A 19,356-nucleotide genomic window follows, 5' to 3' on the forward strand; every position below is an offset into this window, starting at 1 on the left:
CTTAAAGGCGGCACGGAGTAGTTTTCCCCATTTTCAGATAGCCGCCGAAAGGCGGCTTTCACATTTCTAAGACCCCTTTCGGCAACTGCCCATTAAGGAGTCTTTATGAACACACCTACCATCCTCACCGGCGATCGCCCAACCGGCCCGCTGCACCTCGGGCACTTCGTCGGATCGCTGCGCCAGCGCGTGGCGCTCCAGCATACGCACAACCAGTTTGTGCTGATTGCCGACCTGCAGGGGCTGACCGACAACGGCAGCAACCCGCAAAAAATCCGCGACAACATCCCCGAAGTGCTGGCCGACTACCTCGCCGCCGGCATCGACCCGAACCTGACCACCATCTGCCTGCAGTCCGCCCTGCCAGCCCTCGCCGAGCTGACGATGCTGTATATGAACATCGTCACCGTCGCCCGCGTGGAGCGTAACCCGACGGTGAAAAACGAGATCGCGCAGAAGGGCTTCGCCCGCTCGCTGCCGGTCGGGTTTATGGCCTACCCCATCAGCCAGGCGGCGGACATCACCGCGTTCAAGGCCGAGTGCGTGCCCGTCGGCGACGACCAGCTGCCGATGATTGAGCAGACTAACGAGATTGTGCACAAGATGAACAGCCTGCTGCCCGCCCCGGTGCTGCGCCACTGCAAGGCGATGCTGAGCGACACCAGCCGCCTGCCCGGCATCGACGGCAGCGCCAAGATGTCGAAATCGCTGGGCAACACGCTGCACCTTTCGGCCAGCGAAGAGACCATTCACCGTGCGGTCAGCGCCATGTACACCGACCCGAACCACCTGAAGGTGAGCGCCCCGGGGCAGATTGAGGGGAACGTGGTGTTTACCTACCTCGACGCGTTTCATCCGGACAAGGAGAAAGTGGCGGCGATGAAGGCTCACTATCAGGCGGGCGGGCTGGGTGACCGGGTGTGCAAGAACGAGCTGGAAGCGTGTTTGCAGGAACTGATTTCGCCGATGCGGGAGCGGAGGGCGATATACATGCAGGATAAGGGAGAGTTGATGGCGATGCTGAAGCGCGGGACCGAACGGGCGCAGGGGGTGACGCAGGCGACGTTGAGGGAGGTGAAGGTGGGACTGGGGGTGCCGGTGTTTAGTTAAAGTCAATTTAGCGGTGGAATGCGGGGGGTTAGCATGAAGCCGCTAATTATCTCATTAAAGATAAAATTGATACCTATAACAATTCTTAATTTCTTGTTTAGATAAAATAAATTGCTTCAGTCACATTAATATTACATTGATAAATCCTTTATTGCGCATTTAAAGGATTATTATGGCCGATGTAGAAGATATAGCCCGGAGATTATGCAACATAATAGCTTCTCCTGATACAGTTACTGGGCTTATAAATGGAGGGCTATCTGTACCGCTAGATTATGGATATCTGATTTATGGTATCTTTGACACGGATACCAGGTATGCTCGTGAAACTCAACGAATACGAATGCTCACTGCCATAAAAAACGACATTTTGAATTACGAGAACATTGTCAATGCAGTTAAAGCCATATTCGAAGCGTTCAACAGATATTTAACTGAGGCGGAGCAGGATAAAATATACAGATCTGTAATGACTTCAATCGCAGGTAGAGTATCAACCAATATTATTGCATCTACTATCGCGAAACATGTTATTGAAAGAACGTCCTTCACGTTTCATGTTTTTAAAGGGAAAGGCAACCCAATCACGGCACTGAGCACGCTCCTTTTGTTTGGGGGAATGGCTGAACGATCAATCAGAACATCTGACAGACTCAAAGCCGAAGCCCCAGAGGTATATCAACTACTAAGACCCAGAGACTACGACCTACTTTATTTTCTGTTCGCTGATGCCGTACAGCCTTTCGTAGATGCTATCCATGTAGGTTATTCAGAAGGAAAATCTGTATTTAATCAGATCATGAAGAAAGTTAATGAAAAACTAACTGCACACACTACGGCAGGCGCGTATGAGTAAGTTTATCATCCCCATTATAAACCTGCTTCTTTGCTCATATTTAGTTTTAGCCTATATCCTTAGCTGGGTTGAATTCGAAACCTGGCATGATAAAACAATCGCCTTTTGCATCATTACCCTAAGCGCTTACATTATTTCATTAATAATGAATAAATTACTGCCAGGAAAGATACATATTTTTGGCGGGATCCTGGATGTGTTATCAGGTCCCTTACTGATCATCGGTGCATTTGCTTGTATAGCTGTACTTGAACCCTGGCCGCTGAAAATTATTGGCTTATTCATATGGGTCGTGGCGATGTTGCACCTACCTTCTTTTGTAAATATAGATGAGGAATAATTATGTCAAATCCAGCGTATCTTTGGTTAACCGATGCTAATGGTTCACCCGTCGTAGGAGGTTCCATGGTGTCCGGTCGGTTTGGTGCTATTGAATTAAAGGCAGTCGCTCATCACCTCACCATTCCTGTGAGTGAAAATACAGGCCGACTAACAGGTACCCGCGTACATACACCGATTGCCATTCAGAAAGAGTTTGATAAAACGACACCGGTTCTCATCAGGGCACTGTGTGAAAACCAAACGCTAAAATCGGCTACGATAAAAATGTACCAAATTGATGATGCAGGAATCGAGAGAGAATATTTCAACATTATCCTGGAGAATGTAAAAATCACGGGTATCACGCCAAATCTGTTCCCGGGTTCTGGAACAGGAACGCATACAGAGACGATCGAGCTGAGATATGAGGCAATCACCTGGAAACACTGTGACGGGAATATCGTTTACAGAGATGCCTGGAATCATATGGCGATAGCCTGAACCGACTTTAAAATTTCTCGGGCCGGGGTAACGTTGTGCTTGTCGGTCCGACCAAGCGGAACGTCGCCGGGAAGCGCTGGCGATTATTTCTACCGCTTTAAAGGAGAGCATCATTATGGAACCCACACTCTCTCAAGTCATTGAGGTTGTTCGAAACTCCTCAGGTGAGCATCGTAAACCTATCGATAGCAATACGTTGATTGAGGCCGATTTGCATATTTGCGGTATCGATGGCGAAGACCTACTGGAAGACTGCGAAGAAGCGTTTGGCGTTCAGCTTGCCACGGAAGAAGATGGCTACAGGAAAACGTTCTCTCTCGCAGAGAATGAGTATCTGTTTACGGGTGAAGGCATAGACTTTTTTGGCATCTGTCGGTTTATCCGCAGGATACGTGGCATACCCGAACCTGTTATATGTGATTTAACCGTCGGCAAACTTCACGCTGCGCTGGTTAACGCGGTGAAAGAGCAGGTTAAGCGTGGTTGATTTTTACTTAAAACGGGCATGAGATGACATGCCCGTTTTATTGCTTCAAGTATTACATGAGGTGGGAAGCACGGTTACTCCGACATCGCCTGCCCTGTTCCACGCTTAACAGCCGGTATATCGCCTGTATCATTCAGCGCTCCCGGAAATGTTTTCAGCCACTGTGCGACTTTCTGCTTATTTATATTCACCACGCTCATACCTTCCAGGCATCCCCATAATTCTCTTGTATGCTGTGGCGTAATCACAATGCAGTCTTTCATAGCGCGGATTTTCACGGCATACCGTTGATAAAACCTGCACGGGTTAACCAGTCGCCACCCAGCAGAAGATATTTCATATCGATGCGCGCATACAGTTCGCAGCAGGCGGCCCTGTCCAGCGGTGTTTCCGCGCGGGGATGAATGGGTGCCGCGTTGGGCGGGTTACCGTGCAGACGGCGGGCGCTGTTTTTGCGTACCAGTTCGCGGTTTTCAATCATGCCGGTGAAAGCGTCTGATTCTGTTTTGCAAACAGTAAACTCTGGCTTAAAATTCGTCGCAGCCATTTTCAACTCCTCGATAGTTGGTTGTGGTTAGCGGTATGGGGGTGTTGCAGCACCTTCATATCGCGAATTGTTCATTAAATATTCTTCAATATTTCCTTTGCCGTTCGGCGTAATTTGTGGTGCTCATTATACCGTGCTGAATATAAACACAGCGGTTTGGTGCGGGGTAAATTTGAAATTTGCGAGGGGGATTCAGGAAATAGTGTTGTGTGCGGTAAGCTCATGTTTTTGTTGATTGTGGGTTGATTGGTCTGGTTTTTTCGAGCATCATCGCAATTATTTACCTTCTTCCGTAACGCGATGGCTTCCAGCAGAACTCTCGAACAGGCAATTGCCGACATCACTATCTGGCGCAAAGGCGAACAGCGCGCGCCGCATAAACCTTTATTGCTTCTGTACGTGCTGGCGAATTATCAGCAGGGGCATGCGTGACTGTTTGATTATGGAACCGAAGTTCACGAACAGTTGCTTAGCCTGCTAGAACGCTTTGGCCCACAGAGGAAGGCACATTAACCAGTAATTTAGTTTCATGTTCAGCCTGCATATAGGCTCACACTCGAAAACAGGTCGAGTAGGCTCGAGCTGAATATTTTTTCTATCAATAAGGTAGTGGTGGCTAACTCAGAAATACTAGGAAATCCTAGCTGTTATTGTTACTGTATAACAAAAAAATGAGGTAACCATGAATACTACATTATACAAAGATTTCAGTTTTGAAGCCGCACACCGTCTTCCCAATGTTCCGGAAGGCCATAAATGCGGCCGACTACACGGACACTCCTTTGTCGTGCGCCTTGAGATTACCGGTGAAGTTGATAAACACACAGGCTGGATTATTGATTTCGCTGAACTCAAGGCCATTTTCAAGCCGACGCTAGACCGCCTGGATCATTACTATCTCAATGATATTCCTGGATTGGAGAATCCCACCAGCGAAGTGCTTGCTGAATGGATTTGGAATCAGATTAAGCCGAAACTCCCAATCCTTAGCGCAGTCGTCGTTAAAGAAACATGCTCTGCAGGCTGCATTTATCGCGGTGAATAATAGACAAGGAATAGCAGGTGCTATTCCTTGCTAAATCAGACCAGTTCTCGAATAAAGGCAGCAACCATGCTTGAGGCTCCCTTGCCTGCCGGATAAATAATATCCTCGCGGCAACTGGTTACCGTATAAAACGCCTGATGTTTTGAGCTACCGCTGGTGAAGATAAAGTAGTCAGCTTTTCTCGCAACATTGATCAGCGCATCCGTGGCCACATGATCAGCATTAAGTTCAATAGACAGCCCCGGATACAACTTCATCAGCGCCTCTCTACCGCGTCGGGCGGCGGTTTCCGTCAGGCTATAAATCACCAGTTTTTTCCCGCTGAGATCGCGATGTAACGGAGAGGCTACCCCCGCTGGCGTGATTTCCGTCGGGAAGGTGTTGCCGGCGTCATTACCCAGGTAGAGTCGTTCCACCATGCGAGCCAAAAGCTGCATGCTGTTGTCAAGCCTTTCCCAACGACGCACCAGCATCTCCTGAACGCCCACCCAGTAGCGTAACCGGCGAGCATCATCGCCACTCACCCGATCATACAGAACCTCAGCAATATCAAGCGCGTACTCCACCGTACGTGATGATTCATTCTTCCCGCACAGCTCCTCGATAGCGTCAAGCGCGTCAAGATACTCCTTGTGACTGAAGCTACCGGAAAGCAGCGTATCAAGGATCATACCGCCAAGTCGGACATCCTCAACGGAACTAACACCTTCCAGCGCAAGCAGCGTCAGCCATTCTGACCATAAAGAGGAGGAAACGCTGACGCCATACTCATTAAGCCATTGCAGCACGTTAGGTAAACCGTCACGCAGCGCCTGACCCAGCATGCCAGTCGGTTGTTGGCCCAGCAGTTGCATCCACTGCTGCTCATCAAAGGTCGCAGGGAGCCAGTCCATATACTGTATCGTCAACTGCTGACGTAATGATTCATACTGCTGGCTGTCCGTCGCCTGCTGAACGTCAAGCAGCCAATGATGCCAGCCATAACCCTGTGGTTCACAGCGTTTCTTTAGCCCCAGCCAGGCGTCCCAGTACTTCGGCGTTGCCCGCAACGCCTGTTGCGTGACCTCTGGCATAGCGCTCATTTGAGCAAAAATTTCGCTCTCGCGCTCCACGTCCGCGATGAAGGCTTCGGCTAATAAGGCTATCGCATCGTCAACGCTCAACAACGTCACTACCGGGGCCTGGATCAGTTTCTGTTCGGCATCCTGCGCAACAACTGGCAGCGCGCTGACATCATTGGCCCAATCCTCAACCTGTTGAATCCAACCCTGCTGCAGGACAGGGCTAGCCGTTTGCCACCCATTAATGCCCAGCAGTGCCGCCCCCATCGCCCAAAGCTGCCAATCCGGGAGGAAGTTGTCGTGATGGGCAAACCCTGGCTTTGTTTTGTACAGCGGCAGCATATCAAGCGCCAGTCGGCGGGCACCATCCCTTAAATCCTCCGGGAAGTTCGCCTTCTGAATGGCATTCATCATGTAATGCCCGGTCGAACGCAAAAGCAGGCGCTGAATACGTTCAGGCACTCGCCCCTGAAGCAGCACGTCCAGGCGGGGGAAGGTCAGTATCGCTTCCCATTTCGCCGAGGCAGCCATCCCCTGGAGTTCGAGAAACAGCAGGTTCAGAGGCGACAGTGCCTGATTTCCCCGAAGCTCCTGCAGGTAAAGCTCAGCGGCTTTTCCATCATGGGCATGACAGGCAGTGTAAAAGTCACGCAGGATACGCCCTGTCTGTCGGCTAATCAGCGTATTCAGCACCGGTCGTTGACGGAAGAGTTCCATGACCGTTTCCAGCATGGCATAAACTCTTTTCGTCCGCTCTCCCCGCAACTTCGCGGCCTCTTCTGCCGTTGTCACGGCAACCTGTAAAAAATGGAAAGACAGGATCCCATTAGGAGATCGCTCAAGCAGCAATTGCTCCCCTGGCTCGGTTGGGTGATAGAGCATTTTGATATCCGCACTCGTATCCGCAGAGCCCAACGCTGCCGTCAGCACCCGCCGCAATTCCTCAAGACTGCGCCCGTTTTGCGCCAGGCCATAAAATACCGTCCGCCCTTTGCGGGCTGAAGGAATGATGCAGGGCATCTGCTGCGCGTTGGCCTTTTGGATTAGCGTATTGATTTGCGGCGTGTTGTACTCCCCGCGCATCGCCTTACCGAAATCCAGATATGTATCGTCAGCATAAAATTTTTCCAGCCAATCTGCCTGCATCAGAACGCTTCCTGTGATCCACTAAAATGGTACTGACTTTCGAATGCCGTTATCGCCTCGCCGATCATATGCGGATCGCAGCTCAGTTCGACATACTCTTCGTTTCGATTGACACCGCTCCACGTAAAATTCATGGAGCCCTTCAGGAAGAAATGCGACGTTAACAACCCTTTGGTATGCAGTTGATCGCGTATTTCCAGACGGTATTCCGCATGGCTATTGAGCCGATTCTCCAGCCCTTTCATAAAGCTGCGGTTTTGCGGTAAATCGCGCGTCACCAACGACAGTTGCGCCCCGTTGTTGATGGCGCTGGCCAGCAACTCTATAAAGTCGACCTCGCGCCCTCCCCAGGCCGGCTCAATGCTGTCCCAGCTTCCGGCGCGATTATCCAATAGCATAAAGTTGCTTACCCAGGGAGATACCAGCCAGATAGGTTCAGGCTGCAGAATCAATCCCACCAGCTGCGCGCTCAGCACCTCTCTAAGGACTCGCTGCCCGGTCGCGCCGTGGAGGAAAATCTGGCGCTGGTTGGCTTTCGTTGTCATTGCACCATCTCCGCGAGTTCAATACGTAATATCAACTGATCCTGCTCACGTCGGACCTCACCCAAGCGCGGATACAGCAAAAGGCCCAGATGATCAACGGCTTCAAGCTGCACCGTCGTTATCACTTGATGGAGCTGGCTAAGCTGCTCTCGAGGCAGAATCAGCTCTGCACGCCCGTTTTTACGCAGCGCGACATGTAACAATGCTAACCAGTCGGGCCGAACGAGAGACAGTTTTTCAATGCGCTCGCTGAACAGCGCCCCCGCCAACAGGCGTTCAGTCACCACGGCACGCGAGCAGAACATATTATAGAAACCAAGCTCAGCCTGACGAATCGTGTACCCACGCGGCCATAGTAAATTCTGATTCCGGCACTGCAAGCCAAAGATAACCGCCGCTTCTGAATCCGCCCCTCGGGCCTTAACGGCCAGCGCGTGCGCCATCGTATTCAGCGTAAACTCAACGCCAGACAGCGCCTCAAGCGAGGTCCACTCCGTCAGCAGCTGGTGAAGCTGGTCATCAGTGTCATCCCCGCTGCCAGCTCGCAGCAGACGCGAATACAGTACCGTAGTGAAGCTATGGGACAGGCGAAAACCGCGGCGTGAAAGCTGCAGATGCAGATTTTTATTCGCCTCTCGACGCGCGTCCATATTACTGGCCTCGCGCACGTCCCTTACGGCCTGGCGCAACGTCTCATCGGTTTGAAGCAGCGCCAGCACCATGCGCAGGTCATAATCGATCTGCTCATAGTCACTGGCAGAAAGATTTCGCACCAATACATTCAGGAAGGTGACGGGATCTTCCGCCCATTTTTGCTGCAGCCTGATCAGGATCCCACTGCCACCTGATTCAATTTCACAGAGCCAGATTTCCAGTATTTCTTCCCCGGTTCGAGAATCTTTCGACCAGAGGGAATCGGTCACCACCGCGCGTTCATCAACGTCCGGAAGGTGTGTGCTCAACGTCTGTTGGACACCAGCTGCCAGAGTATCCGCCAGCACCTGGCGCGCCCAGTCAACAAAGCCCTCAAGCTCGTCTACCGGCTTCCATAGCGCATCGGCGCAATCGAGCAGCAACTGTTGGATCTCCGGACGAATCAGCAGTTCACGTAAGTTAAGCTGCAGCGCCTGATCGCCACCGTTGGCGTTGTTGGCATCAGGCTGGAACAGGCTCGCAGGAATATCAACGAGCCTCTCCATCCCTTGCGCTGTCCCCATGACTCGCAGCGCTGAGACAACGGAGGCACTGCTTCCCGCCGCCAGCGTTTCGGCCAACAGCGTCATAAAGCATTCAATCACCCAATCAGCTTTAAAACTGTCGAACTCAAATTCCGGAAATTGTCTGACTGTATGCTGGAAATAAACCGGCCGCAGGCCACGCAGAATATCGTCTTGCTGTAGCAAGCTCAGGACATTTTCATTCGGGAGGCGAAAACGCAGGCGCATGGCGTCGACCCACTGTCGACTGCCTACTCCGACCTTTTCCCCCTCTTTCACCCAGCTAAATTCAACGTGGGCCCGATCACGATTCTGGAAGCGTATCGATGCCTGCGATGCCGTTGAAAAACGCACGAGCTCCAGCGGAGTCATATGCTGATGGTTGAAAAAGGTAACGTCAGAGAGCGTGCCTTTCCAGGCACCTTTTGGTACCCCATCCGGATGGGCAACATGGGGGTTGATTAAGCTCAACGCCCACTGCAACTGAGCGTTACTTTTATCCGTCAGTTTGCGGATATCCGCACGTGTCGTCAGCACCTTCATGGGTTTAATGATCGTGATCATCTTTCCATGGTGTTCCACCGTACACTCTTCCTGATAGCTGTCGCCAAATGCCTCCGCTACCGGAAAATCAACGTACTGACGGCCATCGGTCGCCACCGGCACGTAGGTTTCAGGTACCAGCCAGTCGGTACTGCTGTTTGATCTAATCGCATACCGCTTTGACAGTCGTCCTGGGGCAAACTCTCGCATTCCTTGCCAGAAAGAGAGCGTTTCCCACTGTTCTACATTATCGCGGCCGCGCATCAGACGAATATCCAATTCCGGCAGATTCAGTTCACTAAACAGGTTTTGCGGAATAAATTCCGGTGCGGGAGAGGTCGTTTTATACTGCTCACCGTCGTCATCAGCCTGTGGTGCGCGCAGGGCCGCCCACTCAACGCCATTCACCGCCCAGTGTGACTTCAGGTTGCGTAAAATGGTTGGTAGAAACTCCAGCATAATCGAACGCGGCGGGCTCCAGAGAATGCTCTGAATGGCATTTTCGGGCAGTTGCAGCGCATCCTGTAGATAGCGAATCAGTTCATTCTGCTTTCTGCCCCCCTTTAGCACCTCTTCAATCAGGGTAATCAGCGGGGTGTAATAACGTTTAAATTTCTGCGAATCGCGCTCCGGTTTCCTGAGCATGCCGCAGACATCCTTGAATGACCCGGTCTTGCTAATCCAGTCGAGCGTCGCCATCGCTGCCTGCATCTTCTGTACATGTTGGTTACCCAGCGGCAGCCCCTGGCGTTTGATCTCAGGGTTCATCAACCCTTCGTAGCGCTGGAATGCGACCCGGTCGCGGCCAAATTCAGATAGCACCACCAGCATCCACGGACGCATACCGCGAGGGCGACCGGCACGCCCTTTACGCTGCAGATAAGAGGCTACATCGTTCGGCGCCTTATGCTGCAAAACGGCACCGACCAGAGGATCGTTATACCCCACTTCCAGCGATGAAGTGGCAACCACGACATCCGCCTGCGCATTGACCCCGGCATCCTGGCTTGACGTGCGTGAAATCACCTTGTTCTGAGAGAGATCATGGCCGATATCCATCGCCGCTTTCCAGTTCTGGCCCAGTTCGATCTTTGTACGTTCATCGCTTCTGAAATCGTACGGGTTACGCAGCGCCGCCAGCGGGGCGTGATCGATACGTGGAGGGATCGTCGTTTCCCAGCCTTCCGCATCGCTGAGGTCGTGATAGAGGCGGTTATTACCGTCGAGGGTATCGGTAAAAATAAAGGTTTTCGTGCCCCACGTACCTCTGGATTTATCCGCATCGCAGTCCAGCATGCGGGACATCAGCATCGTGGCCTGAATGGTGGTAGACAGTAACGCCGTCTCAGATACCGGATCACCGCGCAGCGCCAGCAGGTACTCGGCCCCCTCTTCGATCATGTCATCCGGTTCGGGTTCAATAAGGGCCACCTCTTCTTCGGGAGCCCCCACCAGATTCGCGAAGAAATGCTGAGCATCCGCCAGGGTAGCGGATAGCCCCACGAAGTGCGGCAGGCAGTCCGTACGCTGCATCCAGCGGCGCAACAAAAGCGCCGTTTGCGCTCCGGTCGTACCGCTGTAGGTATGAACTTCATCCAGCAGGACTAGCGTCGGCCCTTGACCTTCCCCCACGCCAAACAGATGGTTGCTCCAGTCGGAGTTCATCTGAAGGTTGAGCATTTCCGTGGTGGTAAACAGAATATCTGGCCCGTTGCCTTTGGCCTGTTGGGTACTGCGAGTGAGCAGGATCTCGCTGTCATCCAGTTGATGATGGCACTGGGTACAGGTCAGCACTTCATGAAGAGAGAAGATATCATCGCGTCGCCATTCCAGTGTGCCACCGCATTGCTGCTGCGGGTCTTGCGGATGGGGCTGCTGGCATTTCATCAGCCCGAAGGGCAGGCCTGATTTGCCTTTGACGTCTTTTCTACTCCACTCCGCCTTTACTGGCGTATCGCCGAAGAATGCGGCAATACGGATTTTGCGCCCCGCATTGGCCTGCATGTATCCATCCAGCTTACGGCACTGGGCAAACGTCTCAGCGAACTGATCTTTAAGCAACTCTGTGCGCGGGTAGATCGCCAGAATACGCACCTTGCGCGCAGAATTACGGCAGATCTCATCCGCAAGGCTGGTGAGTGCAGGAAGATAGAACGACAGGGTTTTACCACTCCCCGTACCGGCACAGACGATGGTCGCACTGGCGGTTTTGCTGTTGCCCTGATGCATGCGCCAGTGCTGGATGATGCGCTCAGTTGAGCGTGCTTGGAACTTCGCCAGCCGAAACGGCTTCGCGGATGCCAGCGCCTGCCGCATGATCTCGCACATACTCGGGCTCAGTTTCAGCCGCATCTTCCAGTCAGCGATCAATGCTTCCGGTTCAGCAACGCGCTGCGGATAGCTACGCGGACGGCGAATAAAGCGATAATCAGAGACCAGCGTTTTACTCTCTTCCAGCGACTTATTGGGCATCCACTGACGTAGGTTACGCAGCAGATGTACCGTTTCCCCCATGCGGGTGCGCCAGACCGGCCGACCACTAATATGGGGCACCTGGATTAGCATCCCGGTATCCAGCAACCCCTCCAGCACCTCTTCAGGATCGTCATCAGGCGCTATCCGAGCAATAATCTCCAGCAGTTCCTCGAGATTAAAAAAACCGCCGGTATCACCCCATACCAGCAGCACATTTTCCTGCTCTTCCAGCGCATCCAGCACGCGATGCAGTAGAGATAGTTCGACTTCCGCCATCACATCATTCTCTTACGGGTAACGTTGAAGGACTGGAGCAGCGCTTTTTCTTTTAGCCAGGACAGCACCTCTGGCGTCAGCAGCGCCAGTGAGGCCTGATGTTGTTTATCGAGAGCATCGAAGAATCGCAGAACATCATCAGGAGCGTTGAATTCCATCCCCTTTTTCAGTTCAACCATCTCGTCGCAGTACCCCTGTAGCTTTTTGACAACCGCCTGGCTATCCGGCGCGCTGGTCTTCTGGCGATTAAAGTTATCAAGGGCGTTACGGTAGCTGGTGTACGCCATGGTGTTGCCGAGCGTTTTCTGCTGCTCAAGAAAGACGGGCGCGAGCACCGCGCGCGCTTCCAGTTCTGCCACAAACGCCGCCCAGGCCTGCACGACTTTCTCGCTGATACGATCATGCACGCCCGACAGGCGGACCAGCAGTTCGCCCAGACCGTTCTGTTCGATGCGCTCTCCGCTGTCTTTGAAGCTTGCGGTCAAGGCCTGCAGTTCAGCCCGCACACCAAAAAATGCGGCGGCATTTTCCTGGAAATCGAGCTGCTCCTGCAATTCTGGCAGTGTTTTCAGTACCTTCAGCTGAGCGCAGGCTTTTTGCAGCGGCTCGGCGACATCCAGCAACCTATCGCGGATCGTCCGGTACTGTTCGTAGACATCCTGCATGGATTGCAGCTGCTCTTTTAACTGGTACTGCTCCCGTAATCCGGCAAGCTGTGTCTTAAGCGTTGTCATCATGTTTCCCTGCGGCCTGCTGCAACTCCTCCAGAACCAGATCGAGTTCCTGCAGCGTGGTGTCAATCTGAGCCCGACATTCGTTAATCCGGTGCCCGCCGTGGCTATTGTTGTAGGCGGCGATCGCGCCAGATACCCGTTTATACATCAGTTGCCAGTACTGCATCGCGATCATTAGCCGGGTAATTAAGGCACCGTCCAGTTCACAAAGTGACTGCCATTGACGTTGCGTATCTTCCGATTGCGTAATGCCTCGCAATTTAGTAATGGTCAGCCATACGCCGCCTTCGGTGAGCCCGGTAAGAGATTCCATCAGAGTGAGGCTGTCAGGCGTCATATCAGCGGGATAGTCACCGCTGTCCGCCAGCGACTTCACTTGCTGGGTCATACCGCTGATGAGGTCAGCAAAATCATCCGCATTTTTACAGTCCGCGAATAGCTCGGCCGCGCCCACCTCCGAACGAATTTCAGACAGTGATTTTTTCACAACCGACGCCAGGCTGCCGTCCGGTTTCGCTTTCATCGCCGTTTGCAGTGCGGTGTGCAACACATCGCCTTCCAGCGCATGATCGTTTAGCGCCACCAGCGACAACCAGTTAGCCTGAGCTTCATCCCAGCGCGCGAGGGCGTCCTTACGGAGTTCGATAATCGATGGCGTCAGGCCGGTGCGGAACTGTTTTTTCAGCGCGGCGCTTTTTTGCAGCAGTCGCCCCAGCATCTCAGTCACCCCACCGCTGGTTTTCATGCCCAGCGAGCGAGCGAGCTTAAGGTGTTCGCCCAGCAGCAGCGGCAGATCGTTGCGCTTATGTTTAACCAACTCCGCCAGCGCATAGCTAACCCAGCGATCGCAGAAGCTCTGGATAACCAGATAGTCCTCTTTACCCTGCGGATAGCTCCAATCTTCGGTTTTTCCCTTCGTTTCCCGATAGTAGCCAAAGCGGGCCAGCGCCATTGCGGCATCCGTCAGGATCACGGAACGCTTTTCGTATTCCGATTGTGGAATAAATTTCACAACGTGTACGCCACGGTTACCCTGTGCTTCAGGCAGTTCAATATTCACAAACCCCGTATTACCGGCATACAGCGTTGGTCGTGTACTTGTCCCCGCCCAGGAAAAAACGACCCGCTTTTCAAAGAAATAAGCTAAAGCTGCGCGGATAAAGCGCGCAGAATCGCGATCCAGCTTGACCCCTTTGAGCATCCAGTCGCCCACGGCGGCATCCAGTTCTCTGATCGCCAGCGTGTCTTTATCCTCGGGCACCGCTTGTGGCGCGGGGGTCGGCTTCTCGTTGACGACTTTCTTTTTCTTAACGTCTTCTTTAACTTCTTGGCTATGGATGCTTGGTGGTTCAGACGGAGTTTCCCCAACGGGCTCACTCTTGGTGTTTTCCAACACCTGAGCCAGATCAGCGAAATCAAAAGTACGGGCGACATCAGGCGGCAGCGCGCTGCTCAGGGTCGATCCGGAATTCGCCGGATATCCCCACAGCGCTACCACGGACTCCGCGCGTTCAACGTCCACCAACCCCTGACGGAACAGCCAACTACGCAGTCCCGCCGGAGCTGCAATATCGGCCAGACGTGCCGGCGGGAAGTGCTCCTCTTCGGCGTCACGACGGCAATGCTGCAGCACCCGCAGCAGCAACTGGTTAATGATCTGACGGGGATTGAATTTCAACTCATTGCGATCGTCGCGGCAGAAGCTTTCCGCCAGCGCGTGAATCGCGCGAGCATTGAAGGGAAACAGCGAGAACCCCTGGCTACTGCGGCCAAAAACTTCAACCATTTCATCGCCATCAGCGGTTGCTTCCCAGTCTGGCGGCCAGTGCGATTTATCCTCGGTACTTTCCCAACGCTGCAGTAAGGCCTCGCTGCCAAAACGGGCGGCGTTGATATAGCGGCCGCAAAAATCGACGATACGCTGCCGGGTCTCTTCGCGACCGCCCCCCACTTCTTCAATCACCCACTCGCCTTTCGCGCGGTCCAGCATCCCCTGACGACGACGAGCATAGCCCTGATAACCATCGGTGACCGCAATCGCGGAGCACACCGGGCAGAGCACCGCTTTACCGTCACGGATACCTTCCCTCTCAAGGCTGTCGATCAGCACATCTTCAATGGCCGTGATCAGCGACATGTCCTCAACCAACACCATCAGCGTCATCTGCTTTTCATGCAGCGCTTCACGGATTTGGGTGAACAGATCGGAAAAGCTGCGTCCCCGGAAGTTGAAGAGTTGGTTGAACAGCGCCTGTGTCGCTTTTCCCAGTACCAGATTCAGGATCTCCGAAGCATCTTTACGCCCATCCTCATGGGTGTTGAGGCGGCTTTTCTGGATGTACTGACGCGCCGGTAAGCTGAGGTCATTGATGTTAAAGCTGAAGTCCAGATCGCTGGCCTGAAGCTGCTGCTCCCCTTCGTCCAGATCGTTGCTGTTTGCACCATTGGTCAGGCGGCTGGCCAGACGGAAAAGGCAGTGCTCGTCTTTTAGCAAAAACTGTTTGAAATAGGTGTCGTTGATCAGCGTCGCCAGCGCTTTATCTTCCGCATGCACGTTGATTTTTTGCAGGCGGATCGCTTCCGGCTTCATCATATGCTGCTGCTCAGGCGAACAACCTTGCATCCGTTTTTTGAGCGCTTCCATATCCAGCTTGTTGCGCTCATGGAGGTTACGCAACTCCTGGCCCATCAGCATCAACAGCCACTCGGCAATCTCGCGAGGCGTACGCTTTTCTGACACTTTGTTGATGTCTTCCCGGGCTTCATCAAAAATCTGCCCTTCCAGCCCTTTGAGCATCAGCGTCAGTACTTCGCGCAGGCTGGCGCTTTTGGGAATACGCACGATATGCCATTGGTTATTTTTATATTCCGGGCGCAGGCGCAGCTTGGCATCGAGCCAGCGAATGATATGCGATTTGCCGACGCCGGCCTTGCCCACAATAGGGATAGGACGCGGGGTGGCGAGGAAATGGTTTAGTAGATCCTCTTCCTTACCGTACCCTTGCCTGTTGCCGTCTTTATCCATGCGCAGCAGGCGAACCGGTTGGTGCACGGCCAGCAGCGTATGTTCCGCCAACTCTTCCGCCTCGGTGCGGATACAATCGATAATATTTTGCGAGGAAGGCCAGTATTCCATCATCTTCATTTTCGTGCCTCCCCGAGGCTAACGGTACTGATACGACGCTGAGAGCCGTCCGTGTCCTGCAGTATCCAGTCATCAGGATCATCAGATAGGGTGTTGAACGTTAACTGCATGGTCAGTTCAAGGCGCAGTAACGCCTGACTCAGCGATGCGCTGATGATACGCCCCTCCAGCGACTGCCAGTTTTCGGCGATAATCAGCGGTTCAACGAGCTCACGGTATTTTCCTCGGTCCAGCATCGGTAATTGCTCCGCCAGCCGATCAAGGAACTGTTGAATTGGCGTGGCCGGGGCCAGTTGCAGGTTATCCAGCACCCCTTCAATCGCACGCGTAGGGTCCATCACCCAGCCATCCAGATACGGCTCGGTAAAACCGAGGAAGTAGGCGTAATCAAGGAACGGTTCCGCTTCGTTACTGGTGTTAAGATTACGTCGCCCCACGCCAGCCATTTTATCGTTAATCATCGGCCCGACCGCCGTTGGCACGGCATCTTTGGTCAGTAGTCCATTGCCGCGCAGGGTATATTTATCCTGCGCCAGCACCGAGGTCACGCTCATTAAAAACGGTTGGCCGCGGGTCCCCGTCAGCAGCGGGACCGTCTTTTCGGTGTTGATCAGGGTGCGCAGCACACGGCTCGGCAGATCGCGTTCGCTGCACAGCGGCGACTGCTGGCTAAGGCCGGCCTCTTCCACCTTCCACAGCCCCTCTTTAGCCCAGAACGAAATTTCAACAGGCAGCCTTTTACTCGCTCCGGTAGACCCAGGCAGCATCTCTGGCCTGAGCAGGTCGACCAATGCCGTCTTAGAAATCGGCTCCCCCATCCGTCTGTTCAGCACACGATCGATCATACACAGCAGACGAATCTGGCTTCCTGCGGCGGCGTTGTTTGTGATTGCCACTAGAAAATGCTCCTTTGAAATTGTTCTAACGTCACGGCGCCCTGATCGACTTCCCACCATCGGCGACCACGATAGCCCGGCTCCTGCAACTGTTCAGGGGCGACGATAATTCGGTTGATGCTGGCAAAAATATCCAGCTCAGGCAGGGCTTCCCCAGGAAGAACCAACACCAGTTCATGCCAGCGGTTGTTCTCTTCATCAGGCGCCAGCGAGCACCAGAACGGTAGCCCGGCGGGCAGCACCGCGCTCAACAGGCTCAACGTACTCTGACTTGCCCGGATCGCCTGAACCTGTTGACCGGCCAGCAGGCGCGCGACCCAGTCTGTCCACTGACGCAGCAGCAGTCGGCTGGTCAGAGTGGTCTGGTAGCGCACGCGCCGATCGTATCCCACTGACGCATGTGAAACATTGCCGATAACATGAGCGATTCGCCCAAGAGTAGGAGTAAACGGCGGCCGCCCCTGCTCACGGCAGGCAGGGCACCCGCCACACGCCTGCTCGGGTACGTAGCCGTCAAGGGTATAAAACTCGGCTAACTGCTGGCACAGCGGGTTAGACAAATTGTTTAACCATTCGCTCAGCACGCTAAAGCCGCGCTGGCGCATGGAGAGTTCATGTGCACGATGCGCCTGAATGCCGGCTTGCCACTGCGTTTCATCGAGATGCCCGTCACGGCGAACAGAAACCTGAATATGGCTGAAATAGTCGTCGAACCAGGCCTGCACCTTCTCATCATCGCGCTCGTCCGCGCTGATAGTGCTTAAATCCGGCGCGGGGTAGGCGATATCGATAAACCCGGCTCGCTGCATCAATAGCAGGGTACGCAGGTTCCAGTCGACGTTACCCTGTGAATCCATACGGATATCGTGGTGCTTAGCCCGTAACGGCACGGTAAAGAAGCCTGGCCGATGTTGTTTACGATGCTGGTGCATTTTCGACCAGCGCAAGAAGCCCTTACCAGCGCCAATCAATTTGGTGCGGTTTAAGGTGCGCGCCACCCGCAACTGCTGATGGTAGAAAATAATCTGGGCAACCGAAGCGTTGCCGTCACGCCCGCCACGACCGCTTTCCTGATAGAGGCGATCGAGGTTTTCCGGCACCGCCACATGCAGCACCGTGCGGACATTGCTTTTGTCCATCCCTACGCCGAAGGCCGACGTGGCGATCATGATATCCAGCGCATCGTCACGCCAGGCATGAATCAGTCCTTCGCGTTCATGCATTGGGGTGGCGCCATGGAACAAACCGCAGCGGCGGTAGCCACGTTCACGCAGGTACTGATGCCAGAACTTCGCCTGCTCCACTTCAGTGGTGTAAATAATCATCGGCGCCGGCAGACGAGCGATGGCTGCTTCCACCTGAACCAGATAATCGTCATAGTGAGCGGCTTCGCTGACAAACCAGGCGGGCTCCGGGCGCAAAAAACTACCGTTAATATCAATAACGGCGTCCGCACGTGAACTCGCAAACAGCGCTTTTAACGTATCCTGCGTACTTTGGCTGAAGGTCGCGGACAGCAGAACCACTTTGATGGGATCCGGTGAGGTCGCCATCAGCGATTTCACCAGCGGTGCCAGCAACTGAAACTCTGGGCGGAATTCCGCCCCCCACTGATCGATCAGGTGCGCTTCGTCCACCATCACCGCGCCAAGCAGGCCGCGCTGGGCCAGTGAAAAGAGTTGCAGCAGCAGCCCACCGGTTGCCGCCTCTGGGGAGCAAAACAGCACCCGCTGCTCGCCCGCAGCCAGTCGCGCCTTCATCTCACTGCGCGCCTCGGGGCCAAGCCCACTATGCCAGACGTAACTCCCGCCGTGATCCTCGCCTGCCCGCTGCATCACCTCTTTCGCACGCAGCGCTTGTTCAATCGCCAACGCCACGGTAGGGACAATCACCAGCGTCAGGTGCCGGCGGGGTGATGTCAGCATCTGGGCATGAATAACAAAGGTTTTCCCCGCCCCAGTAGGCAGATTCACCAACAGCGTCTTATCCTGCGGGCTGGTCAGTACCGTACGCACCGCCTGCTGCTGCCCGACGGAGGTGTAGTGCGTGTAACGCGGATCATTGAGTACAGCGGGGAGAATCGTATCCAGGGGAGGAGACTCAAGAAAACGGCGCTTTTCTCCCTGCCATACCGCAAGCAAATTCGCATCCAGCGCTTCAGCACCACGCTCCAGCAGGAGTTCGCCGGGATAATCCCGATGCCGGTACAGACCAAAACGGCTCAGTGCGGCATTTTCCGTTAGATGCCGATACGGAAGCATTAACGGAACCAGACCGTGCACCCGAGCGCACTGCAAAGCATCATAGAACGCATGCAGGCGGTCGCTCTCTCCAGCCTGATCATCGTCCAGACAGTACAGGAGGCGGGTAAAAAATTGCCCGCTAATCCCGTCTTTTTCATCGTGCTCGCCGTTCAGCACCGCACGGAGTTGTAGCCACTGAGTATCCATT

13 protein-coding genes and 2 pseudogenes are annotated in these 19,356 nt (G+C 53.9%); 7 read left to right on the forward strand and 8 right to left on the reverse strand.

Annotated features, from left to right (window positions below):
* Positions 1-105: 105 nt before the first annotated feature.
* The 5 genes from trpS to OTG14_RS14735 all read left to right on the forward strand — a co-directional run bounded on the left by trpS (position 106) and on the right by OTG14_RS14735 (position 3,275).
* Positions 106-1,110 carry a tryptophan--tRNA ligase gene (gene trpS, locus OTG14_RS14715; RefSeq protein WP_267215300.1) on the forward strand — a complete coding sequence of 335 codons (1,005 nt, stop codon included), beginning with the start codon at positions 106-108 and terminating at the stop codon, positions 1,108-1,110.
* A 172-nt stretch (positions 1,111-1,282) separates the two neighbouring features.
* A complete protein-coding gene (locus OTG14_RS14720) occupies positions 1,283-1,966 on the forward strand; it encodes a hypothetical protein (protein ID WP_208763468.1) in 684 nt (227 codons plus the stop codon).
* Entirely contained in the window at positions 1,959-2,306 is a 348-nt protein-coding gene (locus tag OTG14_RS14725; RefSeq protein WP_248272803.1) for a hypothetical protein, read from the forward strand. The genes OTG14_RS14720 and OTG14_RS14725 overlap by 8 nt, the downstream gene beginning before the upstream one ends.
* 2 nt (positions 2,307-2,308) lie before the next feature.
* Positions 2,309-2,788, forward strand: a complete 480-nt coding sequence (locus tag OTG14_RS14730; protein ID WP_267215301.1) for an Hcp family type VI secretion system effector — start codon at positions 2,309-2,311, stop codon at positions 2,786-2,788.
* Between the two features lie 115 nt (positions 2,789-2,903).
* Positions 2,904-3,275: a hypothetical protein gene (locus tag OTG14_RS14735; RefSeq protein ID WP_248272805.1), complete on the forward strand. Its 372-nt coding sequence runs from the start codon at positions 2,904-2,906 to the stop codon at positions 3,273-3,275.
* 74 nt (positions 3,276-3,349) lie between these two features.
* Here the strand turns inward: OTG14_RS14735 and OTG14_RS14740 are convergent.
* Positions 3,350-3,822, reverse strand: a pseudogene (locus OTG14_RS14740) (SymE family type I addiction module toxin).
* A gap of 300 nt (positions 3,823-4,122) precedes the next feature.
* On the opposite strand from OTG14_RS14740, the pseudogene OTG14_RS14745 reads away from it, so the two are divergent.
* Both OTG14_RS14745 and queD read left to right on the forward strand, forming a co-directional pair.
* Positions 4,123-4,326: pseudogene (locus tag OTG14_RS14745) on the forward strand (phosphorothioated DNA-binding restriction endonuclease family protein); the annotation flags it as partial.
* A gap of 178 nt (positions 4,327-4,504) precedes the next feature.
* A complete protein-coding gene (queD, locus tag OTG14_RS14750) occupies positions 4,505-4,867 on the forward strand; it encodes a 6-carboxytetrahydropterin synthase QueD (protein ID WP_248272806.1) in 363 nt (120 codons plus the stop codon).
* A 35-nt stretch (positions 4,868-4,902) separates the two neighbouring features.
* Here queD and dpdD read toward each other — a convergent pair whose 3' ends face one another.
* The 7 genes from dpdD to dpdF are packed head-to-tail and all read right to left on the reverse strand — an operon-like array spanning position 4,903 to position 19,355.
* Positions 4,903-7,074, reverse strand: a complete 2,172-nt coding sequence (dpdD, locus tag OTG14_RS14755) for a protein DpdD (protein WP_248272807.1) — start codon at positions 7,072-7,074, stop codon at positions 4,903-4,905.
* A complete protein-coding gene (gene dpdK, locus OTG14_RS14760; protein ID WP_248272808.1) occupies positions 7,074-7,619 on the reverse strand; it encodes a phospholipase D-like domain-containing protein DpdK in 546 nt (181 codons plus the stop codon). The genes dpdD and dpdK overlap by 1 nt, the downstream gene beginning before the upstream one ends.
* The gene (dpdJ, locus tag OTG14_RS14765) at positions 7,616-12,130 is read right to left on the reverse strand and encodes a protein DpdJ (RefSeq protein WP_267215302.1); all 4,515 of its coding nucleotides are present in this window, start codon (positions 12,128-12,130) and stop codon (positions 7,616-7,618) included. The genes dpdK and dpdJ overlap by 4 nt, the downstream gene beginning before the upstream one ends.
* Complete coding sequence (gene dpdI, locus OTG14_RS14770; protein ID WP_267215303.1) at positions 12,130-12,867, reverse strand: protein DpdI; 738 nt, start codon at positions 12,865-12,867, stop codon at positions 12,130-12,132. Before dpdI ends, dpdJ begins: the two co-directional genes overlap by 1 nt.
* Entirely contained in the window at positions 12,851-16,003 is a 3,153-nt protein-coding gene (dpdH, locus tag OTG14_RS14775; RefSeq protein WP_342453703.1) for a protein DpdH, read from the reverse strand. Before dpdH ends, dpdI begins: the two co-directional genes overlap by 17 nt.
* Before the next feature lie 2 nt (positions 16,004-16,005).
* Positions 16,006-16,905, reverse strand: a complete 900-nt coding sequence (dpdG, locus tag OTG14_RS14780) for a protein DpdG (RefSeq protein WP_267215305.1) — start codon at positions 16,903-16,905, stop codon at positions 16,006-16,008.
* Complete coding sequence (gene dpdF / locus OTG14_RS14785) at positions 16,905-19,355, reverse strand: protein DpdF (RefSeq protein WP_267215306.1); 2,451 nt, start codon at positions 19,353-19,355, stop codon at positions 16,905-16,907. Before dpdF ends, dpdG begins: the two co-directional genes overlap by 1 nt.
* Position 19,356 lies beyond the last annotated feature (1 nt).

This window comes from Enterobacter pseudoroggenkampii, from assembly GCF_026420145.1.
Lineage (GTDB): Bacteria > Pseudomonadota > Gammaproteobacteria > Enterobacterales > Enterobacteriaceae > Enterobacter > Enterobacter pseudoroggenkampii.

Coding starts and splice junctions, on each gene's coding strand:
- dpdD (WP_248272807.1), bottom strand. CDS start 7,074: ATGCAGGCAGATTGGCTGGAAAAATTTTATGCTGACGATACATATCTG.
- OTG14_RS14725 (WP_248272803.1), top strand. CDS start 1,959: ATGAGTAAGTTTATCATCCCCATTATAAACCTGCTTCTTTGCTCATAT.
- OTG14_RS14730 (WP_267215301.1), top strand. CDS start 2,309: ATGTCAAATCCAGCGTATCTTTGGTTAACCGATGCTAATGGTTCACCC.
- dpdF (WP_267215306.1), bottom strand. CDS start 19,355: ATGGATACTCAGTGGCTACAACTCCGTGCGGTGCTGAACGGCGAGCAC.
- OTG14_RS14735 (WP_248272805.1), top strand. CDS start 2,904: ATGGAACCCACACTCTCTCAAGTCATTGAGGTTGTTCGAAACTCCTCA.
- trpS (WP_267215300.1), top strand. CDS start 106: ATGAACACACCTACCATCCTCACCGGCGATCGCCCAACCGGCCCGCTG.
- dpdH (WP_342453703.1), bottom strand. CDS start 16,003: ATGATGGAATACTGGCCTTCCTCGCAAAATATTATCGATTGTATCCGC.
- OTG14_RS14720 (WP_208763468.1), top strand. CDS start 1,283: ATGGCCGATGTAGAAGATATAGCCCGGAGATTATGCAACATAATAGCT.
- dpdI (WP_267215303.1), bottom strand. CDS start 12,867: ATGATGACAACGCTTAAGACACAGCTTGCCGGATTACGGGAGCAGTAC.
- dpdJ (WP_267215302.1), bottom strand. CDS start 12,130: ATGGCGGAAGTCGAACTATCTCTACTGCATCGCGTGCTGGATGCGCTG.
- queD (WP_248272806.1), top strand. CDS start 4,505: ATGAATACTACATTATACAAAGATTTCAGTTTTGAAGCCGCACACCGT.
- dpdK (WP_248272808.1), bottom strand. CDS start 7,619: ATGACAACGAAAGCCAACCAGCGCCAGATTTTCCTCCACGGCGCGACC.